Origin of the sequence: Citrobacter sp. Cpo147 (assembly GCF_030332405.1) — a bacterium.
Classification (GTDB): Bacteria; Pseudomonadota; Gammaproteobacteria; order Enterobacterales; family Enterobacteriaceae; genus Citrobacter; species Citrobacter portucalensis.
In genome coordinates this window covers 1,341,027-1,358,295 of sequence record NZ_JAOWHX010000030.1, presented here as the reverse complement: position 1 = coordinate 1,358,295, position 17,269 = coordinate 1,341,027, and the positions used below count along the sequence as shown (strand labels likewise).

At 53.2% G+C, this 17,269-nt stretch carries 19 protein-coding genes; 13 read left to right on the top strand and 6 right to left on the bottom strand.

Going from position 1 to position 17,269, the window contains the following annotated elements; all coding sequences use genetic code 11:
* Window positions 1-102: 102 nt before the first annotated feature.
* The gene (locus OGY06_RS09085) at window positions 103-705 is read right to left on the bottom strand and encodes a peroxiredoxin (protein ID WP_003021524.1); all 603 of its coding nucleotides are present in this window, start codon (window positions 703-705) and stop codon (window positions 103-105) included.
* A gap of 168 nt (window positions 706-873) precedes the next feature.
* Window positions 874-1,455, bottom strand: coding sequence for an ACP phosphodiesterase (acpH, locus tag OGY06_RS09080; RefSeq protein WP_003830978.1), 582 nt, complete (start codon window positions 1,453-1,455; stop codon window positions 874-876).
* A 90-nt stretch (window positions 1,456-1,545) separates the two neighbouring features.
* On the opposite strand from acpH, the gene queA reads away from it, so the two are divergent.
* From queA to OGY06_RS09045, 7 genes are all read left to right on the top strand, one after another.
* Window positions 1,546-2,616 carry a tRNA preQ1(34) S-adenosylmethionine ribosyltransferase-isomerase QueA gene (gene queA, locus OGY06_RS09075; protein WP_003021529.1) on the top strand — a complete coding sequence of 357 codons (1,071 nt, stop codon included), beginning with the start codon at window positions 1,546-1,548 and terminating at the stop codon, window positions 2,614-2,616.
* A gap of 55 nt (window positions 2,617-2,671) precedes the next feature.
* Window positions 2,672-3,799 carry a tRNA guanosine(34) transglycosylase Tgt gene (tgt, locus tag OGY06_RS09070; protein ID WP_003021535.1) on the top strand — a complete coding sequence of 376 codons (1,128 nt, stop codon included), beginning with the start codon at window positions 2,672-2,674 and terminating at the stop codon, window positions 3,797-3,799.
* Window positions 3,800-3,821: 22 nt separating this feature from the next.
* On the top strand, window positions 3,822-4,154 hold the full coding sequence (yajC, locus tag OGY06_RS09065; protein ID WP_003021544.1) for a preprotein translocase subunit YajC: 333 nt from the start codon (window positions 3,822-3,824) through the stop codon (window positions 4,152-4,154).
* 27 nt (window positions 4,155-4,181) lie between these two features.
* Window positions 4,182-6,029: a protein translocase subunit SecD gene (gene secD, locus OGY06_RS09060; protein ID WP_003021547.1), complete on the top strand. Its 1,848-nt coding sequence runs from the start codon at window positions 4,182-4,184 to the stop codon at window positions 6,027-6,029.
* 10 nt (window positions 6,030-6,039) lie between these two features.
* Window positions 6,040-7,011, top strand: a complete 972-nt coding sequence (secF, locus tag OGY06_RS09055; RefSeq protein ID WP_003021550.1) for a protein translocase subunit SecF — start codon at window positions 6,040-6,042, stop codon at window positions 7,009-7,011.
* A gap of 170 nt (window positions 7,012-7,181) precedes the next feature.
* Entirely contained in the window at window positions 7,182-7,547 is a 366-nt protein-coding gene (locus OGY06_RS09050) for a VOC family protein (protein WP_003021554.1), read from the top strand.
* A gap of 23 nt (window positions 7,548-7,570) precedes the next feature.
* Entirely contained in the window at window positions 7,571-8,263 is a 693-nt protein-coding gene (locus OGY06_RS09045; protein WP_032942528.1) for a helix-turn-helix transcriptional regulator, read from the top strand.
* A 45-nt stretch (window positions 8,264-8,308) separates the two neighbouring features.
* Here the strand turns inward: OGY06_RS09045 and OGY06_RS09040 are convergent, their stop codons facing one another.
* Both OGY06_RS09040 and OGY06_RS09035 read right to left on the bottom strand, forming a co-directional pair.
* A complete protein-coding gene (locus OGY06_RS09040; RefSeq protein WP_003021561.1) occupies window positions 8,309-9,172 on the bottom strand; it encodes a nucleoside-specific channel-forming protein Tsx in 864 nt (287 codons plus the stop codon).
* Window positions 9,173-9,470: 298 nt separating this feature from the next.
* Window positions 9,471-10,010 carry a SadB/YajI family lipoprotein gene (locus OGY06_RS09035; RefSeq protein WP_003830983.1) on the bottom strand — a complete coding sequence of 180 codons (540 nt, stop codon included), beginning with the start codon at window positions 10,008-10,010 and terminating at the stop codon, window positions 9,471-9,473.
* Window positions 10,011-10,163: 153 nt separating this feature from the next.
* On the opposite strand from OGY06_RS09035, the gene nrdR reads away from it, so the two are divergent.
* The 6 genes from nrdR to pgpA all read left to right on the top strand — a co-directional run bounded on the left by nrdR (window position 10,164) and on the right by pgpA (window position 14,271).
* Window positions 10,164-10,613: a transcriptional regulator NrdR gene (nrdR, locus tag OGY06_RS09030; protein ID WP_003021571.1), complete on the top strand. Its 450-nt coding sequence runs from the start codon at window positions 10,164-10,166 to the stop codon at window positions 10,611-10,613.
* 3 nt (window positions 10,614-10,616) lie between these two features.
* Entirely contained in the window at window positions 10,617-11,720 is a 1,104-nt protein-coding gene (ribD, locus tag OGY06_RS09025) for a bifunctional diaminohydroxyphosphoribosylaminopyrimidine deaminase/5-amino-6-(5-phosphoribosylamino)uracil reductase RibD (protein WP_003830984.1), read from the top strand.
* 90 nt (window positions 11,721-11,810) lie between these two features.
* Window positions 11,811-12,281, top strand: coding sequence for a 6,7-dimethyl-8-ribityllumazine synthase (ribH, locus tag OGY06_RS09020; protein WP_003021575.1), 471 nt, complete (start codon window positions 11,811-11,813; stop codon window positions 12,279-12,281).
* A gap of 19 nt (window positions 12,282-12,300) precedes the next feature.
* On the top strand, window positions 12,301-12,720 hold the full coding sequence (gene nusB / locus OGY06_RS09015) for a transcription antitermination factor NusB (protein ID WP_000801129.1): 420 nt from the start codon (window positions 12,301-12,303) through the stop codon (window positions 12,718-12,720).
* Window positions 12,721-12,797: 77 nt separating this feature from the next.
* A complete protein-coding gene (gene thiL / locus OGY06_RS09010; protein WP_126319044.1) occupies window positions 12,798-13,775 on the top strand; it encodes a thiamine-phosphate kinase in 978 nt (325 codons plus the stop codon).
* A complete protein-coding gene (pgpA, locus tag OGY06_RS09005; RefSeq protein WP_003021578.1) occupies window positions 13,753-14,271 on the top strand; it encodes a phosphatidylglycerophosphatase A in 519 nt (172 codons plus the stop codon). The genes thiL and pgpA overlap by 23 nt, the downstream gene beginning before the upstream one ends.
* A gap of 99 nt (window positions 14,272-14,370) precedes the next feature.
* On the opposite strand, the gene yajO is transcribed toward pgpA, so the two are convergent.
* Together yajO and dxs are read right to left on the bottom strand one after the other, a co-directional pair.
* Window positions 14,371-15,345: a 1-deoxyxylulose-5-phosphate synthase YajO gene (gene yajO / locus OGY06_RS09000; RefSeq protein ID WP_008783931.1), complete on the bottom strand. Its 975-nt coding sequence runs from the start codon at window positions 15,343-15,345 to the stop codon at window positions 14,371-14,373.
* A 56-nt stretch (window positions 15,346-15,401) separates the two neighbouring features.
* The gene (gene dxs / locus OGY06_RS08995; RefSeq protein WP_126955925.1) at window positions 15,402-17,264 is read right to left on the bottom strand and encodes a 1-deoxy-D-xylulose-5-phosphate synthase; all 1,863 of its coding nucleotides are present in this window, start codon (window positions 17,262-17,264) and stop codon (window positions 15,402-15,404) included.
* Window positions 17,265-17,269: the final 5 nt, after the last annotated feature.

Here is a 17,269-nt window from a genome sequence, read left to right as displayed (position 1 = left end):
TATCGTCACTGGCGATACTAACGGAAAGTGACGCAATCGCTTATCTGATCTGCGAACAATAAAAAAGCCCGCATTTGCGGGCCTTTCGTCGATTCATGCCAATTACAGGCTGGAAACGTTCTCGGTCAGGTATTTTGCCACGCCGTCCGGAGACGCGTTCATACCTTCTTTACCTTTTTCCCACTGTGCCGGGCAAACGTCGCCGTGCTCTTCGTGGAACTGCAGCGCGTCAACCATGCGCAGCATTTCGTCGATGTTACGACCCAGCGGCAGATCGTTAACCACCTGGTGGCGAACAACGCCGTTAGCGTCGATCAGGAAAGAACCGCGCAGCGCAACGCCCGCTTCCGGGTGCTCAATGCCGTAGGCTTTCTGGATTTCGCGTTTGATGTCAGCAACCATTGCGTATTTCACTGCACCGATGCCGCCTTTGTCGACAGGGGTGTTACGCCATGCGTTGTGGACAAATTCAGAGTCGAAGGAAACGCCAACAACTTCAACGCCGCGCTTCTGGAATTCTTCGTAACGTTTGTCGAATGCGATCAGTTCAGACGGGCAAACGAAGGTGAAGTCCATCGGCCAGAAGAACAGAACGGTGGTTTTACCGTTGGTATGCTGTTTGAAGTTGAAGTTTTCAACGATCTCACCGCTACCCAGTACCGCAGCTGCTGTGAAATCCGGAGCCTGACGAGTTACCAGTACCATATAATTCTCCTGCAAAGTTAAGGGGTTTTTGGAACGCAACGCGGGCCAGTATAGAGAGTGTTCGGGAATAAGACAAAGAGGCGCTGGCAATCAATGAGACAGGTTTTGTCTATCAATCTTTTGCCGGACGGCGGCTACTGCTTATCCGGCGGGGAATGCGGGCTGCGATCAAAGGGTTTTACACCGCGCCTGTTCCATCATTTGCGGATAAAACTGCCAGAATCGTTCTTCTAACGCATCGTAATGCGTATCGAGGTCATACCATGAGTCGCGTAGGGCATCGAGCCGTGGACGGCGGCTGGCCATGCCGTTCAGGACGTTCTGGATAAAATCCATGTCCCGGTAGCGCTCAAGCCATTTCTCTGACCATATATAGTTGTTCAGATTGATAAAGCGCGGCGGCGATTCCGGCAAAATAGTGGTTACCTGGGTACGGGCATAGCGCACAAAGTCCGTCAGCGGGAAGTCAGGGGAGATTTCCGACCAATGACGCGACAGAAAATGATCCCACATAACGTCCAGCGTAATCGGCGCGACGCGGCGCGTTTCGCTACGAAACCACTCTTTGGCTTCACGCACCTGCGGTAAGTTATCGGTCATCACGTCGATACGACGATGCATGAAGATGCCTGCTACCACATCAGGCGAGTAGTGTGTTTCCGGATTACCCCGGACAAAATCGGCCAGCAGATTGCCGGAAAGCGAGCTATCGGCAAGGTGAGCGAGATGCAAATGTGCAAGAAAATTCATAGTTAAACGTTTATCCAGAGGGGTAAAGGTTGCAGGGAGAACGCCCCGGCACTAGACTACCCGCCTCTTATTTTAGTCTGAGTCAGTGTCATGCGCGTTACCGATTTCACCTTTGAACTACCCGAATCCCTGATTGCCCACTATCCGCAAGCTGAGCGCAGTAGCTGCCGCTTGCTGTCTTTGGACGGGCCGACGGGCGCGCTGACGCACGGTACTTTCACCGATTTGCTCGATAAGCTCAACCCTGGAGACTTGCTGGTCTTTAACAATACCCGCGTCATTCCTGCGCGTCTGTTTGGTCGTAAAGCCAGCGGCGGCAAGATTGAAGTGCTGGTCGAGCGTATGCTGGATGACAAACGTATTCTGGCGCATATTCGTGCCTCGAAAGCGCCGAAACCGGGTGCCGAGCTGCTGCTGGGCGACGACGAAAGTATTAAGGCGACGATGGTCGCCCGCCATGACGCGCTGTTTGAAGTTGAGTTTAACGACGAACGCAGCGTGCTGGATATCCTCAACGCCATCGGCCATATGCCGTTGCCTCCGTATATCGACCGTCCGGATGAAGACGCCGACCGCGAGCTGTACCAGACCGTGTACAGCGAAAAACCGGGTGCCGTCGCTGCACCGACCGCGGGTCTGCATTTTGACGATCCGCTGCTGGCTAAACTGCGCGATAAAGGCATTGAAATGGCGTTCGTCACCTTGCACGTTGGAGCGGGTACTTTCCAGCCGGTACGCGTAGACACCATCGAAGACCACATTATGCATTCCGAATATGCGGAAGTGCCGCAGGATGTGGTGGACGCGGTGCTGGCGGCGAAAGCGCGCGGTAATCGCGTGATTGCGGTAGGTACCACCTCCGTGCGTTCGCTGGAAAGTGCGGCGCAGGCGGCCAAAAACGATCTCATCGAGCCGTTCTTCGGCGATACACAAATCTTTATTTATCCAGGCTATAAATATCAGGTGATTGATGCTCTGGTCACCAACTTCCACCTGCCGGAATCAACGCTGATTATGCTGGTTTCCGCATTTGCTGGTTATAAAAATACCATGCACGCCTATCATGAAGCGGTAAAAGCGGAATATCGCTTTTTTAGTTACGGGGATGCCATGTTTATCACGTACAATCCGCAGGCTATTTCTGAGCGTGTCGGGGAGTAAGTCTCCGGCATGAGTGTTTAAAACGTCGGACTGTTTTTCTGACGCAGGAGTGAAGATGAAATTTGAACTGGATACCACAGACGGTCGCGCTCGCCGTGGCCGCCTGGTTTTTGATCGTGGCGTAGTAGAAACGCCTGCTTTTATGCCGGTCGGTACTTACGGCACAGTAAAAGGCATGACGCCGGAAGAAGTTGAAGCGACCGGCGCACAGATTATCCTCGGCAACACTTTCCACCTGTGGCTGCGCCCGGGTCAGGAAATCATGAAACTGCACGGCGATCTGCACGATTTCATGCAGTGGAAAGGGCCGATCCTCACCGACTCCGGCGGCTTCCAGGTGTTCAGCCTGGGCGATATCCGTAAGATAACCGAGCAGGGCGTGCATTTCCGTAACCCGATCAACGGCGATCCGATTTTCCTCGATCCAGAGAAGTCGATGGAGATTCAATACGATCTCGGTTCCGATATCGTGATGATCTTCGATGAATGTACACCGTATCCGGCCGACTGGGACTATGCTAAACGCTCAATGGAGATGTCTTTGCGTTGGGCGAAGCGCAGCCGTGACCGTTTTGATAGTCTCGGCAACAAAAATGCGCTTTTTGGCATCATTCAGGGCAGTGTTTACGAAGATTTACGTGATATCTCCGTCAAAGGTCTGGTAGATATCGGCTTTGATGGCTACGCTGTCGGCGGTTTGGCTGTCGGTGAGCCGAAGGAAGATATGCACCGCATTCTGGAACATGTTTGCCCGCAGATTCCGGCAGATAAACCGCGTTACCTGATGGGCGTCGGCAAACCAGAAGATCTGGTTGAAGGCGTGCGTCGCGGTATCGATATGTTTGACTGCGTGATGCCAACGCGAAATGCCCGTAATGGTCATTTGTTTGTGACTGACGGCGTGGTAAAAATTCGTAACGCGAAACATAAAAGCGACACCAGTCCGCTCGATGCTGAGTGTGATTGTTACACCTGTCGCAATTATTCGCGCGCTTACTTGCATCATCTCGACCGTTGCAACGAAATATTGGGCGCGCGACTCAACACGATTCATAACCTTCGCTACTACCAGCGTTTGATGGCGGGTTTACGCAAGGCTATTGAAGAGGGTAAATTAGAGAGCTTCGTGACCGATTTTTACCAACGTCAGGGTAGACCAGTTCCACCTGTGAACGTTGATTAATTTTAATAATGAGGGAATTTGAATGAGCTTTTTTATTTCTGATGCGGTAGCGGCAACAGGTGCTCCGGCGCAGGGCAGCCCGATGTCTCTGATTCTGATGCTGGTGGTGTTTGGTCTGATTTTCTATTTTATGATCCTGCGCCCACAGCAAAAGCGTACCAAAGAACACAAGAACCTGATGAACTCCATTGCGAAAGGCGATGAAGTACTGACTAACGGTGGTCTTGTGGGTCGCGTGACTAAAGTAGCAGAATCTGGCTACATCGCTATCGCGCTGAACGACACCACTGAAGTGGTTATCAAACGTGATTTCGTAGCTGCCGTTCTGCCGAAAGGCACCATGAAGGCGCTGTAATTTATTGTTTTCCCAAAGGGAACTGCCGTGTTAAACCGTTATCCTTTGTGGAAGTATGTCATGCTGATCGTCGTTATTGTCGTCGGTCTGCTCTATGCGCTTCCCAACCTGTATGGTGAGGATCCGGCTGTTCAAATCACTGGCGTGCGCGGTGCCGCCGCCAGTGAGCAAACGCTGATCCAGGTCCAGAAAACGTTACAAGAAGATAAAATCACACCTAAGTCTGTGGCTCTGGAAGAGGGTGCTATTCTCGCGCGCTTCGACTCCACTGATACCCAACTGCGCGCACGTGAAGTATTAATGGGCGTACTGGGCGATCAGTACGTCGTGGCGCTTAACCTTGCTCCGGCAACCCCACGCTGGCTGGCTGCCATTCACGCAGAACCGATGAAACTCGGTCTTGACCTGCGTGGCGGCGTTCACTTCCTGATGGAAGTGGATATGGACACCGCGCTGAGTAAGTTGCAGGAACAAAATATCGATAGCCTGCGCAGCGATCTGCGTGAAAAAGGCATTCCTTATACTACTGTTCGCAAAGAAGATAACTACGGTCTGAGCATCACTTTCCGTGATAGCAGCGCCCGTGATGAAGCTATCTCTTACCTGAGCAAACGTCACCAGGATCTGGTTATTTCCAGCCAGGGCAGCAATGCTCTGCGTGCGGTAATGACCGATGCGCGCCTGAGCGAAGCCCGTGAATACGCGGTACAGCAGAACATCAACATTCTGCGTAATCGTGTTAACCAACTGGGTGTTGCTGAGCCGGTGGTACAACGCCAGGGGGCTGACCGCATTGTGGTCGAACTGCCGGGTATTCAGGATACCGCGCGTGCGAAAGAAATTCTGGGCGCAACCGCGACGCTGGAGTTCCGTCTGGTAAACACCAACGTTGACCAGTCCGCTGCGGCATCGGGTCGTGTTCCGGGTGATTCGGAAGTGAAACAGTCTCGTGAAGGCCAGCCGGTTGTGCTGTACAAACGCGTGATTCTGACCGGTGACCATATCACCGACTCTACTTCCAGCCAGGACGAATACAATCAGCCGCAGGTTAACATCTCGCTGGATAGCGCAGGTGGTAACATCATGTCCAACTTCACTAAGGACAACATCGGTAAGCCGATGGCGACCCTGTTTGTGGAGTACAAAGACAGCGGTAAGAAAGATGCTAACGGTCGTGCAGTACTGGTGAAACAGGAAGAGGTGATTAACATCGCCAATATCCAGTCTCGTCTGGGTAACAGCTTCCGTATCACCGGTATCAACAACCCGAACGAAGCACGCCAGCTTTCCCTGCTGTTACGTGCCGGTGCGTTGATTGCGCCAATTCAGATTGTTGAAGAACGTACCATCGGCCCAACCCTGGGTATGCAGAACATTAAACAGGGTCTGGAAGCATGTCTGGCCGGTCTGGTGGTGTCTATCCTGTTCATGATCTTCTTCTATAAGAAGTTCGGTCTGATTGCGACCAGTGCGCTGATTGCTAACCTGGTGCTGATTGTCGGTATTATGTCGTTGCTGCCGGGTGCTACGCTGAGTATGCCGGGGATTGCGGGGATCGTCTTAACCCTTGCTGTCGCGGTCGATGCGAACGTACTGATCAACGAACGTATCAAAGAAGAGTTGAGTAACGGGCGTTCGGTGCAGCAGGCCATCAATGAAGGTTATGCGGGCGCATTTAGCTCCATCTTTGATGCGAACATTACGACGCTGATCAAGGTCATCATCCTGTACGCAGTGGGCACCGGGGCAATTAAAGGGTTCGCGATTACTACCGGTATTGGTGTGGCGACGTCGATGTTTACCGCGATTGTCGGTACACGTGCCATCGTAAACCTGCTGTATGGCGGCAAGCGCGTCAAAAAGCTGTCAATCTGAGGAGTGCGAAGTGGCACAGGAATATACTGTTGAACAATTGAACCACGGCCGTAAAGTCTGGGACTTTATGCGCTGGGACTACTGGGCTTTCGGCATTTCAGGTTTCCTGCTGATTGCGGCCATCGTGGTGATGGGCGTACGCGGGTTTAACTGGGGTCTCGATTTCACCGGTGGTACGGTTATTGAAATCACGCTGGAAAAACCGGCCGATATGGACGTGATGCGCGATGCGCTGGAGAAAGCGGGCTTCGTTGATCCGCTTCTGCAGAACTTCGGCAGCAGCCACGACATTATGGTACGTATGCCGCCAACTGAAGGTGCAGACGGCGGTCAGGTGCTGGGTAGTAAAGTGTTGAGTGTGATTAACGAATCCACCAACCAAAACGCCGCGGTGAAGCGAATTGAATTCGTGGGTCCGAGCGTGGGTGCAGACCTGGCGCAAACCGGTGCGATGGCGCTGATGGCGGCGTTGATCTCCATCCTGGTGTACGTCGGTTTCCGTTTTGAGTGGCGACTGGCGGCAGGGGTAGTTATCGCGCTGGCGCACGACGTGATTATCACACTTGGGATCCTGTCGTTGTTCCATATCGAGATTGACCTGACTATCGTCGCATCACTGATGTCGGTAATCGGTTACTCGCTGAACGACAGTATCGTTGTATCTGACCGTATTCGTGAAAACTTCCGCAAAATTCGTCGCGGTACGCCTTACGAAATCTTTAACGTGTCACTGACTCAAACGCTGCACCGTACGTTGATTACGTCCGGTACAACGTTGATGGTTATTCTGATGCTGTTCCTGTTCGGTGGTCCGGTACTGGAAGGATTCTCACTGACGATGCTGATCGGTGTTTCCATCGGTACTGCGTCTTCTATCTACGTGGCTTCGGCGCTGGCGCTGAAGCTGGGTATGAAGCGTGAGCACATGCTGCAGCAGAAGGTCGAGAAAGAAGGGGCGGATCAACCGTCGATTCTGCCTTAACCCATCCAGGAGTGAAGATACTGGAATCCCGATCGCAAGGTCGGGATTTTTTTTGCCTGTGAATTAGCGACAGGTAATTATCTTTTCCTGTCGCCACACTACTGACAGTATGCTGTCAGTAGCCCTGTCTTATAGTCCTCCTGAGATTACCCACACAGGCAGGAGGAAGTATGAGCAACGTAATTAATTGGTTTGAAATCCCCGTGGCACAAATGGATCGCGCCATCGCTTTTTATGAGCCAGTGATGCAGGTTTCTTTGCGCAGGGAGAATATGGACTGCGCTGAGCTCGCCGTATTTCCGCATCAGGATCCCGCTCCCGGCGGGGCGCTGGCTAAATTTGATGGTATTACGCCTTCAGCGCAGGGCGCTATTATTTATCTGCATACGGACGATTTGGCTGCAACGCTTGAACGCGTCGCCACTGCTGGCGGTCAGTGTGTGTTTGGCCCACTCGAACTGGGGCAGGACATTGGTACGATTGCGCTATTTACTGACAGCGAAGGCAATCGTGTTGGTTTACATCAACCCGCGTAATATTTTCAGCACTGAGGATTAAAATGAGCAGACGCGCCGACCGCTTGTTTCAGATTGTGCAAATCCTGCGTGGCAGGCGAGTGACAACGGCGGCGCTGCTGGCAGAGCGTCTTGAGGTTTCTGAACGGACGATTTATCGCGATATCCGCGATCTCTCTTTATCCGGCGTGCCTATTGAAGGCGAAGTGGGCAGCGGATACCGCTTAATGGCCGGGTTTGATCTACCGCCCTTGATGTTAACGCATCACGAATCAGAAGCATTGATGGTAGCGATTCGGTTGCTGAAAACATGGGGTGGGGATTCACTCTCACAGGCGTTGGAATCCGCGCAGGAAAAAGTGTTGGCGATATTGCCGCCAGAGAGTCGGCGCAGAGCCGAGCAAACGCGGATTTTCGCGCCAGATTTTGGTAATCAGCCGCATTCACGTAGTGCCTTCGATCTCATACATCGCGCGGTTTCAGCACAGCAGGTGCTGGCGCTGCATTATCGCGATGAGTCCGGGAACCTCTCCTGGCGCGACGTTCAGCCGCTGGGATTATTTTTCTGGGGCGAGCACTGGCTGCTGGTTGGCTGGTGCGAGAAGCGTGACGATTATCGTTGCTTTCGCGTTGATCGATGTCTGAAGATTACGCCACTCGACAGGCATTTTCGCGAATCGGCAGATCGCTCGCTAAGTGACTTTTTGCGTAAAGTACGCTGTGAAGACCAGCCATAAAAAAGCCAGCGGTTAAGCTGGCTTGTCTGCGAAACATTGTCTGGATTAGAAGTTGTAACCTACGACCAGGTAACCACCCCAACCGGTAGATTTCGCGCTGAAGTCGCCTTCGCCCCAGTTCAGGGTATCTCCACCTTTCCACTGGCCGCCGTTATGGAAGTAACGCGCTACGACGGAGTAGTGCCAGTGATCGTAGTTCAGCGCCAGGACGTGGCTGGACGCGATAGAGTTGCTGGTGCGGTTCGGATCATCACCCAAATCTGAGCCCCAGTCGAAGTTGGTGAAGCCGATGTAGGTCAACTGGCCGCCCCAAACCTGGGTGATCGGCACAAAGTATTTCACTTTGAAACGGTAGCCATCCCACTCGTTTTCGTTGGATGCGCCATAGTTCTGCCACTGGTATTTAGCATACACGTTCAAAGACAGACCCATCGGCAGACCGGTATCGATATCGGTACCCAGACCCATATACCAGGTGCTCTGGCGGCTGGCTTTGTTATCACCCATATCGTAGATGTAGTTGTTGGCGAAATACCATTCTTTGAACGGACCAAAGCTCAGGTCAGCACCGGTCAGTTTGTCGATGGAGAAACGCGGTTCGATTTCCATAAACAGCGGGGAACCGTCAGACCAGATACCTTTATCGTTGCCGTTACCCCAGTCGAAGGTTTTCGGAATATCGATGTAGCCATAGAAGTCAAACCAGTCTTTTTTAGCAAACGCTTCGTATTCCAGATACACGTCGTTGTTCAGTTTCGGGGAGAAACGGGTGTGATAGCTACCCACCACGTTAACGCTCTGGTGCCACCAGTCGGACAGATATTGCGGTTTGTCATTTTCTGCTGCGTTGGCAGTAAAAGACGAGGAGAGCGCCAGCACTGCACCGGCTGCAAGTAATGTTTTTTTCATATGTATGCCACTGTTTGAAATCCCTTTCGGGAGTGAAAAATGCGCAATTTGCGTTTCTAAATATTTCGTAATTCTTCGGAGCCTATTATAAAAATCATTGTTCACAAAAATATGTCTTGTTTCACAGTTCTATCATTTACGTAATCGATTGCGTTCACGTTTGCGTACTTTAGGCGGCGAATTGTACTGGCTCCCATGAATGTTGCCAAGTTTTACCAGAAATATCGGTGATGTCAGAGGAGTAACAAAATGGACTGGGATGATGTTGCGGAACGCACAAAACGTTCCGCAAAAAAGTTTATTGGCTAACAGGCTGGACGTCGTGGATGCGAACAAATCCTAACTGATCTGGAGTGAGGCCATTTATCTGCAACGGAATGTCTACGTCGCTGGGAGCAAGAATACTCGCCGGAGCGTTGACCAACTGGTTGTGAACGTTCACTTCCTGATAATTGTCCGTGGTGCCCTGAATTTGCCCGTACTCAACGGTGGCGCTAAAAGCGGGTAAAGGCGTGTTGGATTCACCCTGAATCCGTAGCGTCAGGCGCGTACCATCGGCGTTCGGTGCAATGTTCACCAGTGACATGCGTAAGGTGCCAATTTGGCTGTCCAGTCGTGCCGGGGTTTTGGAACCCGGTAGCAGATAGACGCCGCTGGTTGATTTTGCATTCAACATATTTTGTTGCGTAATTTTTACTGTTTCCTGATTAAGCTGCGTCATCTCTTTATTCAACGTGCTAACGCTTTGATGCATCTGGCGTACTTCGCTTTGCTGTGCGCAGGCACTAAGACTAAAGAGACTTCCCACCAGGAGAATTCTTAGGTAACGTCTTGTCATTGTGATTACTTCCTTCATTGTCGCGATAGCATAATGGTAGTGTGGACTGAGCACGAAGGCATCGATCCTTTGTCTCAAAAGCGCAGCGCCTTTGTTGTCACGGCAGTTCAGGGTAAAATAGATTCTGTTAACCACTGAGGTACAGGACGCCGTATGCATTGCCCATTCTGTTTCGCCGTAGACACTAAGGTAATTGACTCTCGTCTTGTAGGCGAGGGCTCCTCGGTACGCCGCCGTCGGCAGTGTCTGGTTTGTAACGAACGTTTCACCACTTTTGAAGTGGCTGAACTTGTCATGCCGCGCGTTGTGAAAAGCAACGATGTGCGTGAACCCTTTAATGAAGAAAAGCTGCGCAGCGGCATGCTCAGAGCGCTTGAGAAACGGCCTGTCAGCGCAGATGACGTCGAAATGGCGTTAAACCATATCAAATCACAGCTGCGTGCGACGGGCGAGCGTGAGGTGCCGAGTAAGATGATTGGCAACCTGGTGATGGAGCAGTTGAAAAAGCTCGATAAAGTCGCCTACATCCGCTTTGCCTCTGTCTACCGGAGTTTCGAAGATATCAAAGAATTTGGCGAAGAGATTGCTCGCCTACAGGACTAAGCCATGCAGGATGAATTGTACATGGCGCGCGCGCTGAAGCTTGCTGCGCGCGGACGTTTTACCACTCACCCTAACCCCAACGTGGGCTGCGTGATTGTGAAAGATGGGGAGATCGTCGGTGAAGGATATCATCACCGTGCGGGCGAACCGCATGCCGAAGTTCATGCTCTGCGGATGGCCGGAGAAAAAGCGCAGGGGGCAATTGCCTACGTGACGCTCGAACCCTGCAGTCATCATGGTCGCACGCCGCCGTGTTGCGATGCGCTGATTGCGGCGGGGGTGTCGCGTGTGGTTGCGGCGATGCAGGATCCCAATCCGCAGGTCGCAGGACGTGGGCTCTACCGTTTACAGCAGGCGGGCATCGACGTCAGCCACGGGCTGATGATGAGCGAAGTTGAGCAACTGAATAAAGGCTTCCTCAAGCGCATGCGTACGGGATTCCCGTATCTTCAGCTTAAGCTTGGCGCGTCGCTTGATGGCCGTACGGCGATGGCCAGCGGTGAAAGCCAGTGGATTACCTCGCCACAGGCGCGCCGCGATGTGCAACGCTTGCGCGCGCAAAGCCATGCCATTTTAACCAGCAGTTCTACGGTGCTGGCAGACGACCCTCAGCTTACCGTGCGTTGGTCGGAGCTAGGGGAGTCAACTCAGGCGAGTTACCCGCAGGAAGAGCTGCGCCAGCCAATCCGCATTGTTCTTGATAGCCAGAATCAGGTCACACCGGAGCACCAAATTGTGCAACAGCCAGGAGAAACCTGGATTGTCCGGACTGAAGACGACCCTCGTAGCTGGCCGGAGACGGTGCGCAGCCTGAAGGTGCCGGAACATAACGGGCATCTGGATCTGGTGGTGCTAATGATGCAACTGGGCAAACAGCAAATTAACAGCATTTGGGTTGAAGCAGGCCCAACGCTCGCAGGGGCATTATTACAGGCCGGTTTGGTCGATGAGCTAATCGTTTATGTTGCGCCTAAACTGTTAGGCAGCGATGCGAGAGGATTATGTGTGCTTCCAGGCCTTGAGAAACTGGCTGACGCACCCCATTTCAAATTCAATGAGATACGCCAGGTGGGCCCGGACGTTTGCCTGCATTTAACGACTGCGTGAGGCTTTCTGATTTAGAGGAAGCAGCGCACAGAATATTATGATAAAATCCGCCCCCCTTACGGGGCCATAAATCGAACCCGAAGGAAGAATATGAACATTATTGAAGCTAACGTTGCTACCCCGGACGCTCGCGTCGCCATCACCATTGCGCGTTTCAACAACTTTATCAATGACAGCCTGCTGGAAGGTGCTATCGACGCCCTGAAACGTATTGGCCAGGTTAAAGATGAAAACATTACCGTTGTTTGGGTTCCAGGTGCATATGAGCTGCCACTGGCGGCCGACGCACTGGCAAAAACCGGTAAATACGACGCAGTGATTGCGCTCGGTACGGTGATCCGTGGCGGTACCGCGCACTTCGAATATGTGGCTGGCGGTGCAAGCAATGGCCTGGCGCATGTCGCTCAGGACAGTGGCATTCCGGTAGCCTTCGGTGTTCTGACCACCGAAAGTATTGAACAAGCCATCGAACGTGCTGGCACTAAAGCCGGTAACAAAGGCGCAGAAGCTGCACTGACTGCGCTTGAAATGATTAATGTATTGAAAGCCATCAAGGCCTGATTTTTGTAAGGGGAAATCCGTGAAACCTGCTGCTCGTCGCCGCGCCCGTGAGTGTGCCGTCCAGGCGCTCTACTCCTGGCAGTTGTCCCAGAACGACATCGCTGATGTTGAATACCAGTTCCTGGCGGAACAGGACGTTAAAGATGTCGACGTTCTGTATTTCCGTGAACTGCTGTCCGGGGTGGCGACTAACAGCGCGTACCTGGATGGATTAATGAAGCCTTATCTGTCTCGTCTGTTGGAAGAGCTGGGTCAGGTAGAAAAAGCTGTACTGCGTATTGCGCTGTTTGAATTGTCTAAACGTAGTGATGTGCCGTACAAAGTGGCCATCAACGAAGCGATTGAACTGGCAAAAACCTTCGGCGCCGAAGATAGCCACAAATTCGTGAACGGCGTACTGGATAAAGCAGCACCTGTGATTCGCCCCAACAAAAAGTAATCCCGAGGCCGGCTGGATGGTGGAACCTGTTTCCGCTATCCCCGGCTTTTTCTTTTTTTTCTGCTGAGGCATAACGTATGGCATGTGGCGAGTTTTCCCTGATTGCCCGTTATTTTGACCGCGTAAGAACTTCTCGTCTTGATGTCGAAACCGGTATTGGTGACGACTGCGCACTTCTGAACATCCCTGAAAAACAAACGCTGGCGATCAGTACCGATACGCTGGTGGCAGGTAACCACTTCCTCCCCGACATTGATCCGACCGATCTCGCGTGGAAAGCGCTGGCGGTGAATTTGAGCGATCTGGCGGCGATGGGGGCGGATCCTGCGTGGCTGACGCTGGCGCTCACGTTACCTGACGTCGATGAAGCCTGGCTGGAAGCCTTCAGCGATGGCCTGTTTGAACTCCTCAATTACTATGATATGCAGCTGATTGGCGGTGACACCACGCGTGGGCCGCTGTCGATGACGCTGGGTATCCATGGCTACGTCCCCGTTGGGCGGGCCTTAAAACGCTCTGGCGCGAAACCGGGTGACTGGATTTATGTTACCGGCACGCCGGGTGACAGTGCGGCCGGGCTGGCGATTTTGCAGAACCGATTGCAGGTTGCAGATGCAACAGACGCGGACTATCTGCTGAAACGCCATCTGCGTCCCACGCCGCGTATTTTGCAGGGACAAGCCCTGCGCGATCTGGCCAGTGCGGCTATCGATATTTCCGACGGTTTGATTTCCGATTTGGGGCACATCGTTAATGCCAGCGGCTGTGGCGCACGGGTTAACGTTGATGTGCTGCCATACTCCACGGCATTGTCACAGCACGTTGAGCCGGAACAGGCCCTGCGCTGGGCGCTCTCGGGCGGTGAAGATTATGAGTTATGCTTTACCGTACCGGAAATTAATCGTGGTGCGCTGGACGTGGCGCTGGGAAATCTCGGCGCAGCGTTTACCTGCATTGGGCAGATGAGCGCGGACGTGGAAGGCATTCACTTTACGCGCGATGGAAAACCCGTCACGTTTGACTGGAAAGGATATGACCATTTTGCCGCGCCTTAAAAAAGATGTCGCCAAAAGCCGCCTGAGTATGCGCAATCCGTGGCACCTGTTAGCCACCGGTTTTGGCAGCGGGCTGAGCCCAATTGTTCCTGGCACGATGGGATCGCTGGCGGCGATCCCTTTTTGGTATTTAATGACCTTTCTGCCGTGGCAGCTGTATTCGCTGGTGGTGATGTTATCTATCTGTATCGGCGTTTATCTGTGCCATCAAACGGCGAAAGATATGGGCGTGCACGATCACGGTAGCATAGTCTGGGACGAGTTTGTCGGGATGTGGATTACCCTGATGGCGCTGCCGACAAACGACTGGCAGTGGGTTGCCGCCGGATTTGTGATTTTCCGTATTCTGGATATGTGGAAGCCGTGGCCGATTCGTTGGTTCGATCGCAACGTGCATGGCGGGACGGGAATCATGATCGACGATATTGTGGCTGGAATACTCTCTGCCGGAATTTTGTATTTTATCGGTCATCACTGGCCGGTAGGTATCATTTAACCCTTTTCAGGGGCTATTGTAGGCCCGATAAACGCCGAGACATCGGGCGATCAGTGCCGGATGCGCTATGCTTATCCGGCCTACAATCTTCAACCGCGCTTATTTAAATCCCACCACCGGATGCTGTTTGTACGGCGTTTCCAGCTCGGCAATTTGCTCCGGCTTCAACGTTAAATCTACCGCGTTGAGCAACTCATCCAGCTGTTCCTCACGCGAAGAGCCAATAATTGGCGCTGCCACGCCGGGTTTGCTCAGCAGCCAGGCCAGCGCAACCTGTGCCCGCGTTACACCCAACTCCTCACTGACACCGGTCAGTCGTGCGGCGATTTGCGCGTCGTTTTCATCGCTCTCGTTGTACAAATTTTTACCGACTTCATCGGAAACCAGGCGTGCTGTTGTTTCTCCCCAGGGACGCGTCAGGCGACCACGCGCCAGCGGACTCCATGGGATCACTGCCACACCCTCCTGATAGCAAAGCGGCAGCATTTCGCGTTCTTCTTCACGGTAGATCAAATTGTAGTGATCCTGCATGCTGACGAACTGCGCCCAGCCGTGTTGCTTTTGTAAGGCCAGTGCCTGGGCAAACTGCGAAGCGTGCATGGATGAGGCGCCAATATAGCGAGCTTTACCGGCTTTTACGACGTCGTTGAGGGCCTCCAGCGTTTCTTCGATCGGCGTGTTGTAATCCCAGCGGTGAATTTGCAGGATGTCCACATAGTCCATACCCAGGCGTCGGAGACTGTCATCAATCGAGCGCAGAATTTGTGCGCGGGATAATCCTTCCGCTAAATCATCAACCTGATGAAAAACCTTGGTAGCGACCACGACATCTTCGCGGCGGGCGAAATCACGCAGCGCGCGACCGACAATCTCTTCGCTACTGCCAGCGGAGTAGCTGTTGGCGGTATCGAAAAAGTTAATGCCGCCCTCAAGGGCGTGTTTGATTATCGGGCGGCTGCTTTCTTCAGGTAGCGTCCAGGCGTGATTGCCGCGATTGGGTTCGCCAAACGTCATGCAACCCAGGCAAAGGCGGGAGACCCGTAGGTCGGTTTTTCCTAAGATGTTGTATTTCATCAATCCACTCCTGCTTAGCTCGTGATGAATTAAGCATAGCAGGAGCGGGGAGGGGATTATGCCAGCCAGGCCTTGATTTTGGCCTCAATTCCGGCGGCATTCAGACCCAGATCGGCACGAGCTTCATCCTGAGTTCCCTGCGGGATGAAGAAGTCTGGTAGGCCAATGTTCAGCACCGGGACGGGCTTACGATGGGCCATCAGCACTTCGTTTACGCCGCTGCCAGCACCACCCATAATGGCGTTCTCTTCAATGGTAACCAGCACCTCGTGTTGGGCAGCCATTTCAAGGATCAACGTTTCATCCAGTGGTTTTACAAAGCGCATATCGACCAGCGTGGCGTTCAGCGACTCTGCGACCTGAGCGGCTTCCGGCATCAGGGTGCCGAAGTTGAGAATCGCCACTTTTTCCCCGTGACGTTTCACGATGCCTTTACCAATTGGCAGTTGTTCCAGCGGGGTCAGCTCAACGCCTACCGCGTTACCGCGTGGGTAGCGCACGACCGTTGGACCATCGTTGTAGTGATAGCCGGTGAACAGCATCTGGCGGCATTCGTTTTCATCACTCGGGGTCATGATGACCATTTCCGGGATGCAGCGCAGGAAGGAGAGATCGAACGCCCCCTGGTGGGTTTGTCCATCTGCGCCAACAATCCCTGCCCGGTCAACGGCGAACAGGACCGGCAGTTTCTGGATGGCTACATCGTGCAGCACCTGATCGTAGGCGCGTTGCAGGAAGGTCGAGTAAATGGCTACCACCGGCTTGTAGCCGCCAATCGCCAGACCGGCAGCAAACGTCACCGCGTGCTGCTCGGCAATCGCTACATCGAAGTAGCGGTCCGGGAACTTACGTGAAAACTCCACCATTCCGGAACCTTCGCGCATTGCCGGGGTGATTGCCATCAGCTTATTGTCTTTCGCCGCGGTCTCGCACAGCCAGTCACCGAAGATTTTTGAATAGCTCGGCAGGCCGCCGCTGCTTTTCGGCAGGCATCCGCTGGACGGATCGAATTTGGGTACCGCGTGGAAGGTTATCGGATCTTTTTCCGCAGGCTCGTAGCCACGACCCTTTTTGGTCATGATGTGCAGGAACTGCGGGCCTTTCAGATCGCGCATGTTTTTGAGCGTAGTAATAAGCCCCAGCACGTCGTGACCGTCCACCGGACCGATATAGTTAAAGCCCAGTTCTTCAAACAGAGTCCCCGGCACAACCATACCTTTAATGTGTTCTTCAGTACGTTTGAGCAGTTCTTTAATCGGCGGCACGCCGGAGAAGACTTTCTTCCCGCCTTCGCGCAGCGATGAGTAGAGTTTGCCAGAGAGCAGCTGTGCCAGATGATTGTTCAGCGCGCCGACGTTCTCTGAAATCGACATTTCGTTGTCGTTGAGGATAACCAGCATGTCGGGCCTAATATCGCCCGCGTGGTTCATCGCTTCAAACGCCATCCCAGCGGTGATGGCACCATCACCAATCACACACACGGTACGGCGCTCTTTACCTTCTTTCTCGGCGGCAACGGCAATACCGATACCTGCGCTGATGGAGGTAGAAGAGTGCCCAACGCTCAGTACGTCATACTCGCTTTCACCGCGCCATGGGAACGGATGCAGGCCGCCTTTCTGACGAATGGTGCCGATTTTATCGCGGCGACCGGTCAGAATTTTGTGCGGATAAGCCTGATGTCCCACATCCCAGATTAACTGGTCAAACGGGGTGTTGTAGACATAGTGCAGCGCGACGGTGAGTTCCACCGTGCCCAGACCAGAGGCGAAGTGCCCGCTGGAACGGCTTACGCTGTCGAGCAAATAGCGGCGCAGTTCGTCGCAAAGCTTTGGCAGGCTCTCTTTTGGCAGCAGACGTAACTCCTGGGTGGAGTCGACCAGCGCCAGGGTCGGGTATTTGGCTATATCAAAACTCATCGCAA

Coding starts and splice junctions, on each gene's coding strand:
- OGY06_RS09085 (WP_003021524.1), bottom strand. CDS start 705: ATGGTACTGGTAACTCGTCAGGCTCCGGATTTCACAGCAGCTGCGGTA.
- acpH (WP_003830978.1), bottom strand. CDS start 1,455: ATGAATTTTCTTGCACATTTGCATCTCGCTCACCTTGCCGATAGCTCG.
- queA (WP_003021529.1), top strand. CDS start 1,546: ATGCGCGTTACCGATTTCACCTTTGAACTACCCGAATCCCTGATTGCC.
- tgt (WP_003021535.1), top strand. CDS start 2,672: ATGAAATTTGAACTGGATACCACAGACGGTCGCGCTCGCCGTGGCCGC.
- yajC (WP_003021544.1), top strand. CDS start 3,822: ATGAGCTTTTTTATTTCTGATGCGGTAGCGGCAACAGGTGCTCCGGCG.
- OGY06_RS09050 (WP_003021554.1), top strand. CDS start 7,182: ATGAGCAACGTAATTAATTGGTTTGAAATCCCCGTGGCACAAATGGAT.
- OGY06_RS09045 (WP_032942528.1), top strand. CDS start 7,571: ATGAGCAGACGCGCCGACCGCTTGTTTCAGATTGTGCAAATCCTGCGT.
- OGY06_RS09040 (WP_003021561.1), bottom strand. CDS start 9,172: ATGAAAAAAACATTACTTGCAGCCGGTGCAGTGCTGGCGCTCTCCTCG.
- OGY06_RS09035 (WP_003830983.1), bottom strand. CDS start 10,010: ATGACAAGACGTTACCTAAGAATTCTCCTGGTGGGAAGTCTCTTTAGT.
- nrdR (WP_003021571.1), top strand. CDS start 10,164: ATGCATTGCCCATTCTGTTTCGCCGTAGACACTAAGGTAATTGACTCT.
- ribD (WP_003830984.1), top strand. CDS start 10,617: ATGCAGGATGAATTGTACATGGCGCGCGCGCTGAAGCTTGCTGCGCGC.
- ribH (WP_003021575.1), top strand. CDS start 11,811: ATGAACATTATTGAAGCTAACGTTGCTACCCCGGACGCTCGCGTCGCC.
- thiL (WP_126319044.1), top strand. CDS start 12,798: ATGGCATGTGGCGAGTTTTCCCTGATTGCCCGTTATTTTGACCGCGTA.
- pgpA (WP_003021578.1), top strand. CDS start 13,753: ATGACCATTTTGCCGCGCCTTAAAAAAGATGTCGCCAAAAGCCGCCTG.
- yajO (WP_008783931.1), bottom strand. CDS start 15,345: ATGAAATACAACATCTTAGGAAAAACCGACCTACGGGTCTCCCGCCTT.
- dxs (WP_126955925.1), bottom strand. CDS start 17,264: ATGAGTTTTGATATAGCCAAATACCCGACCCTGGCGCTGGTCGACTCC.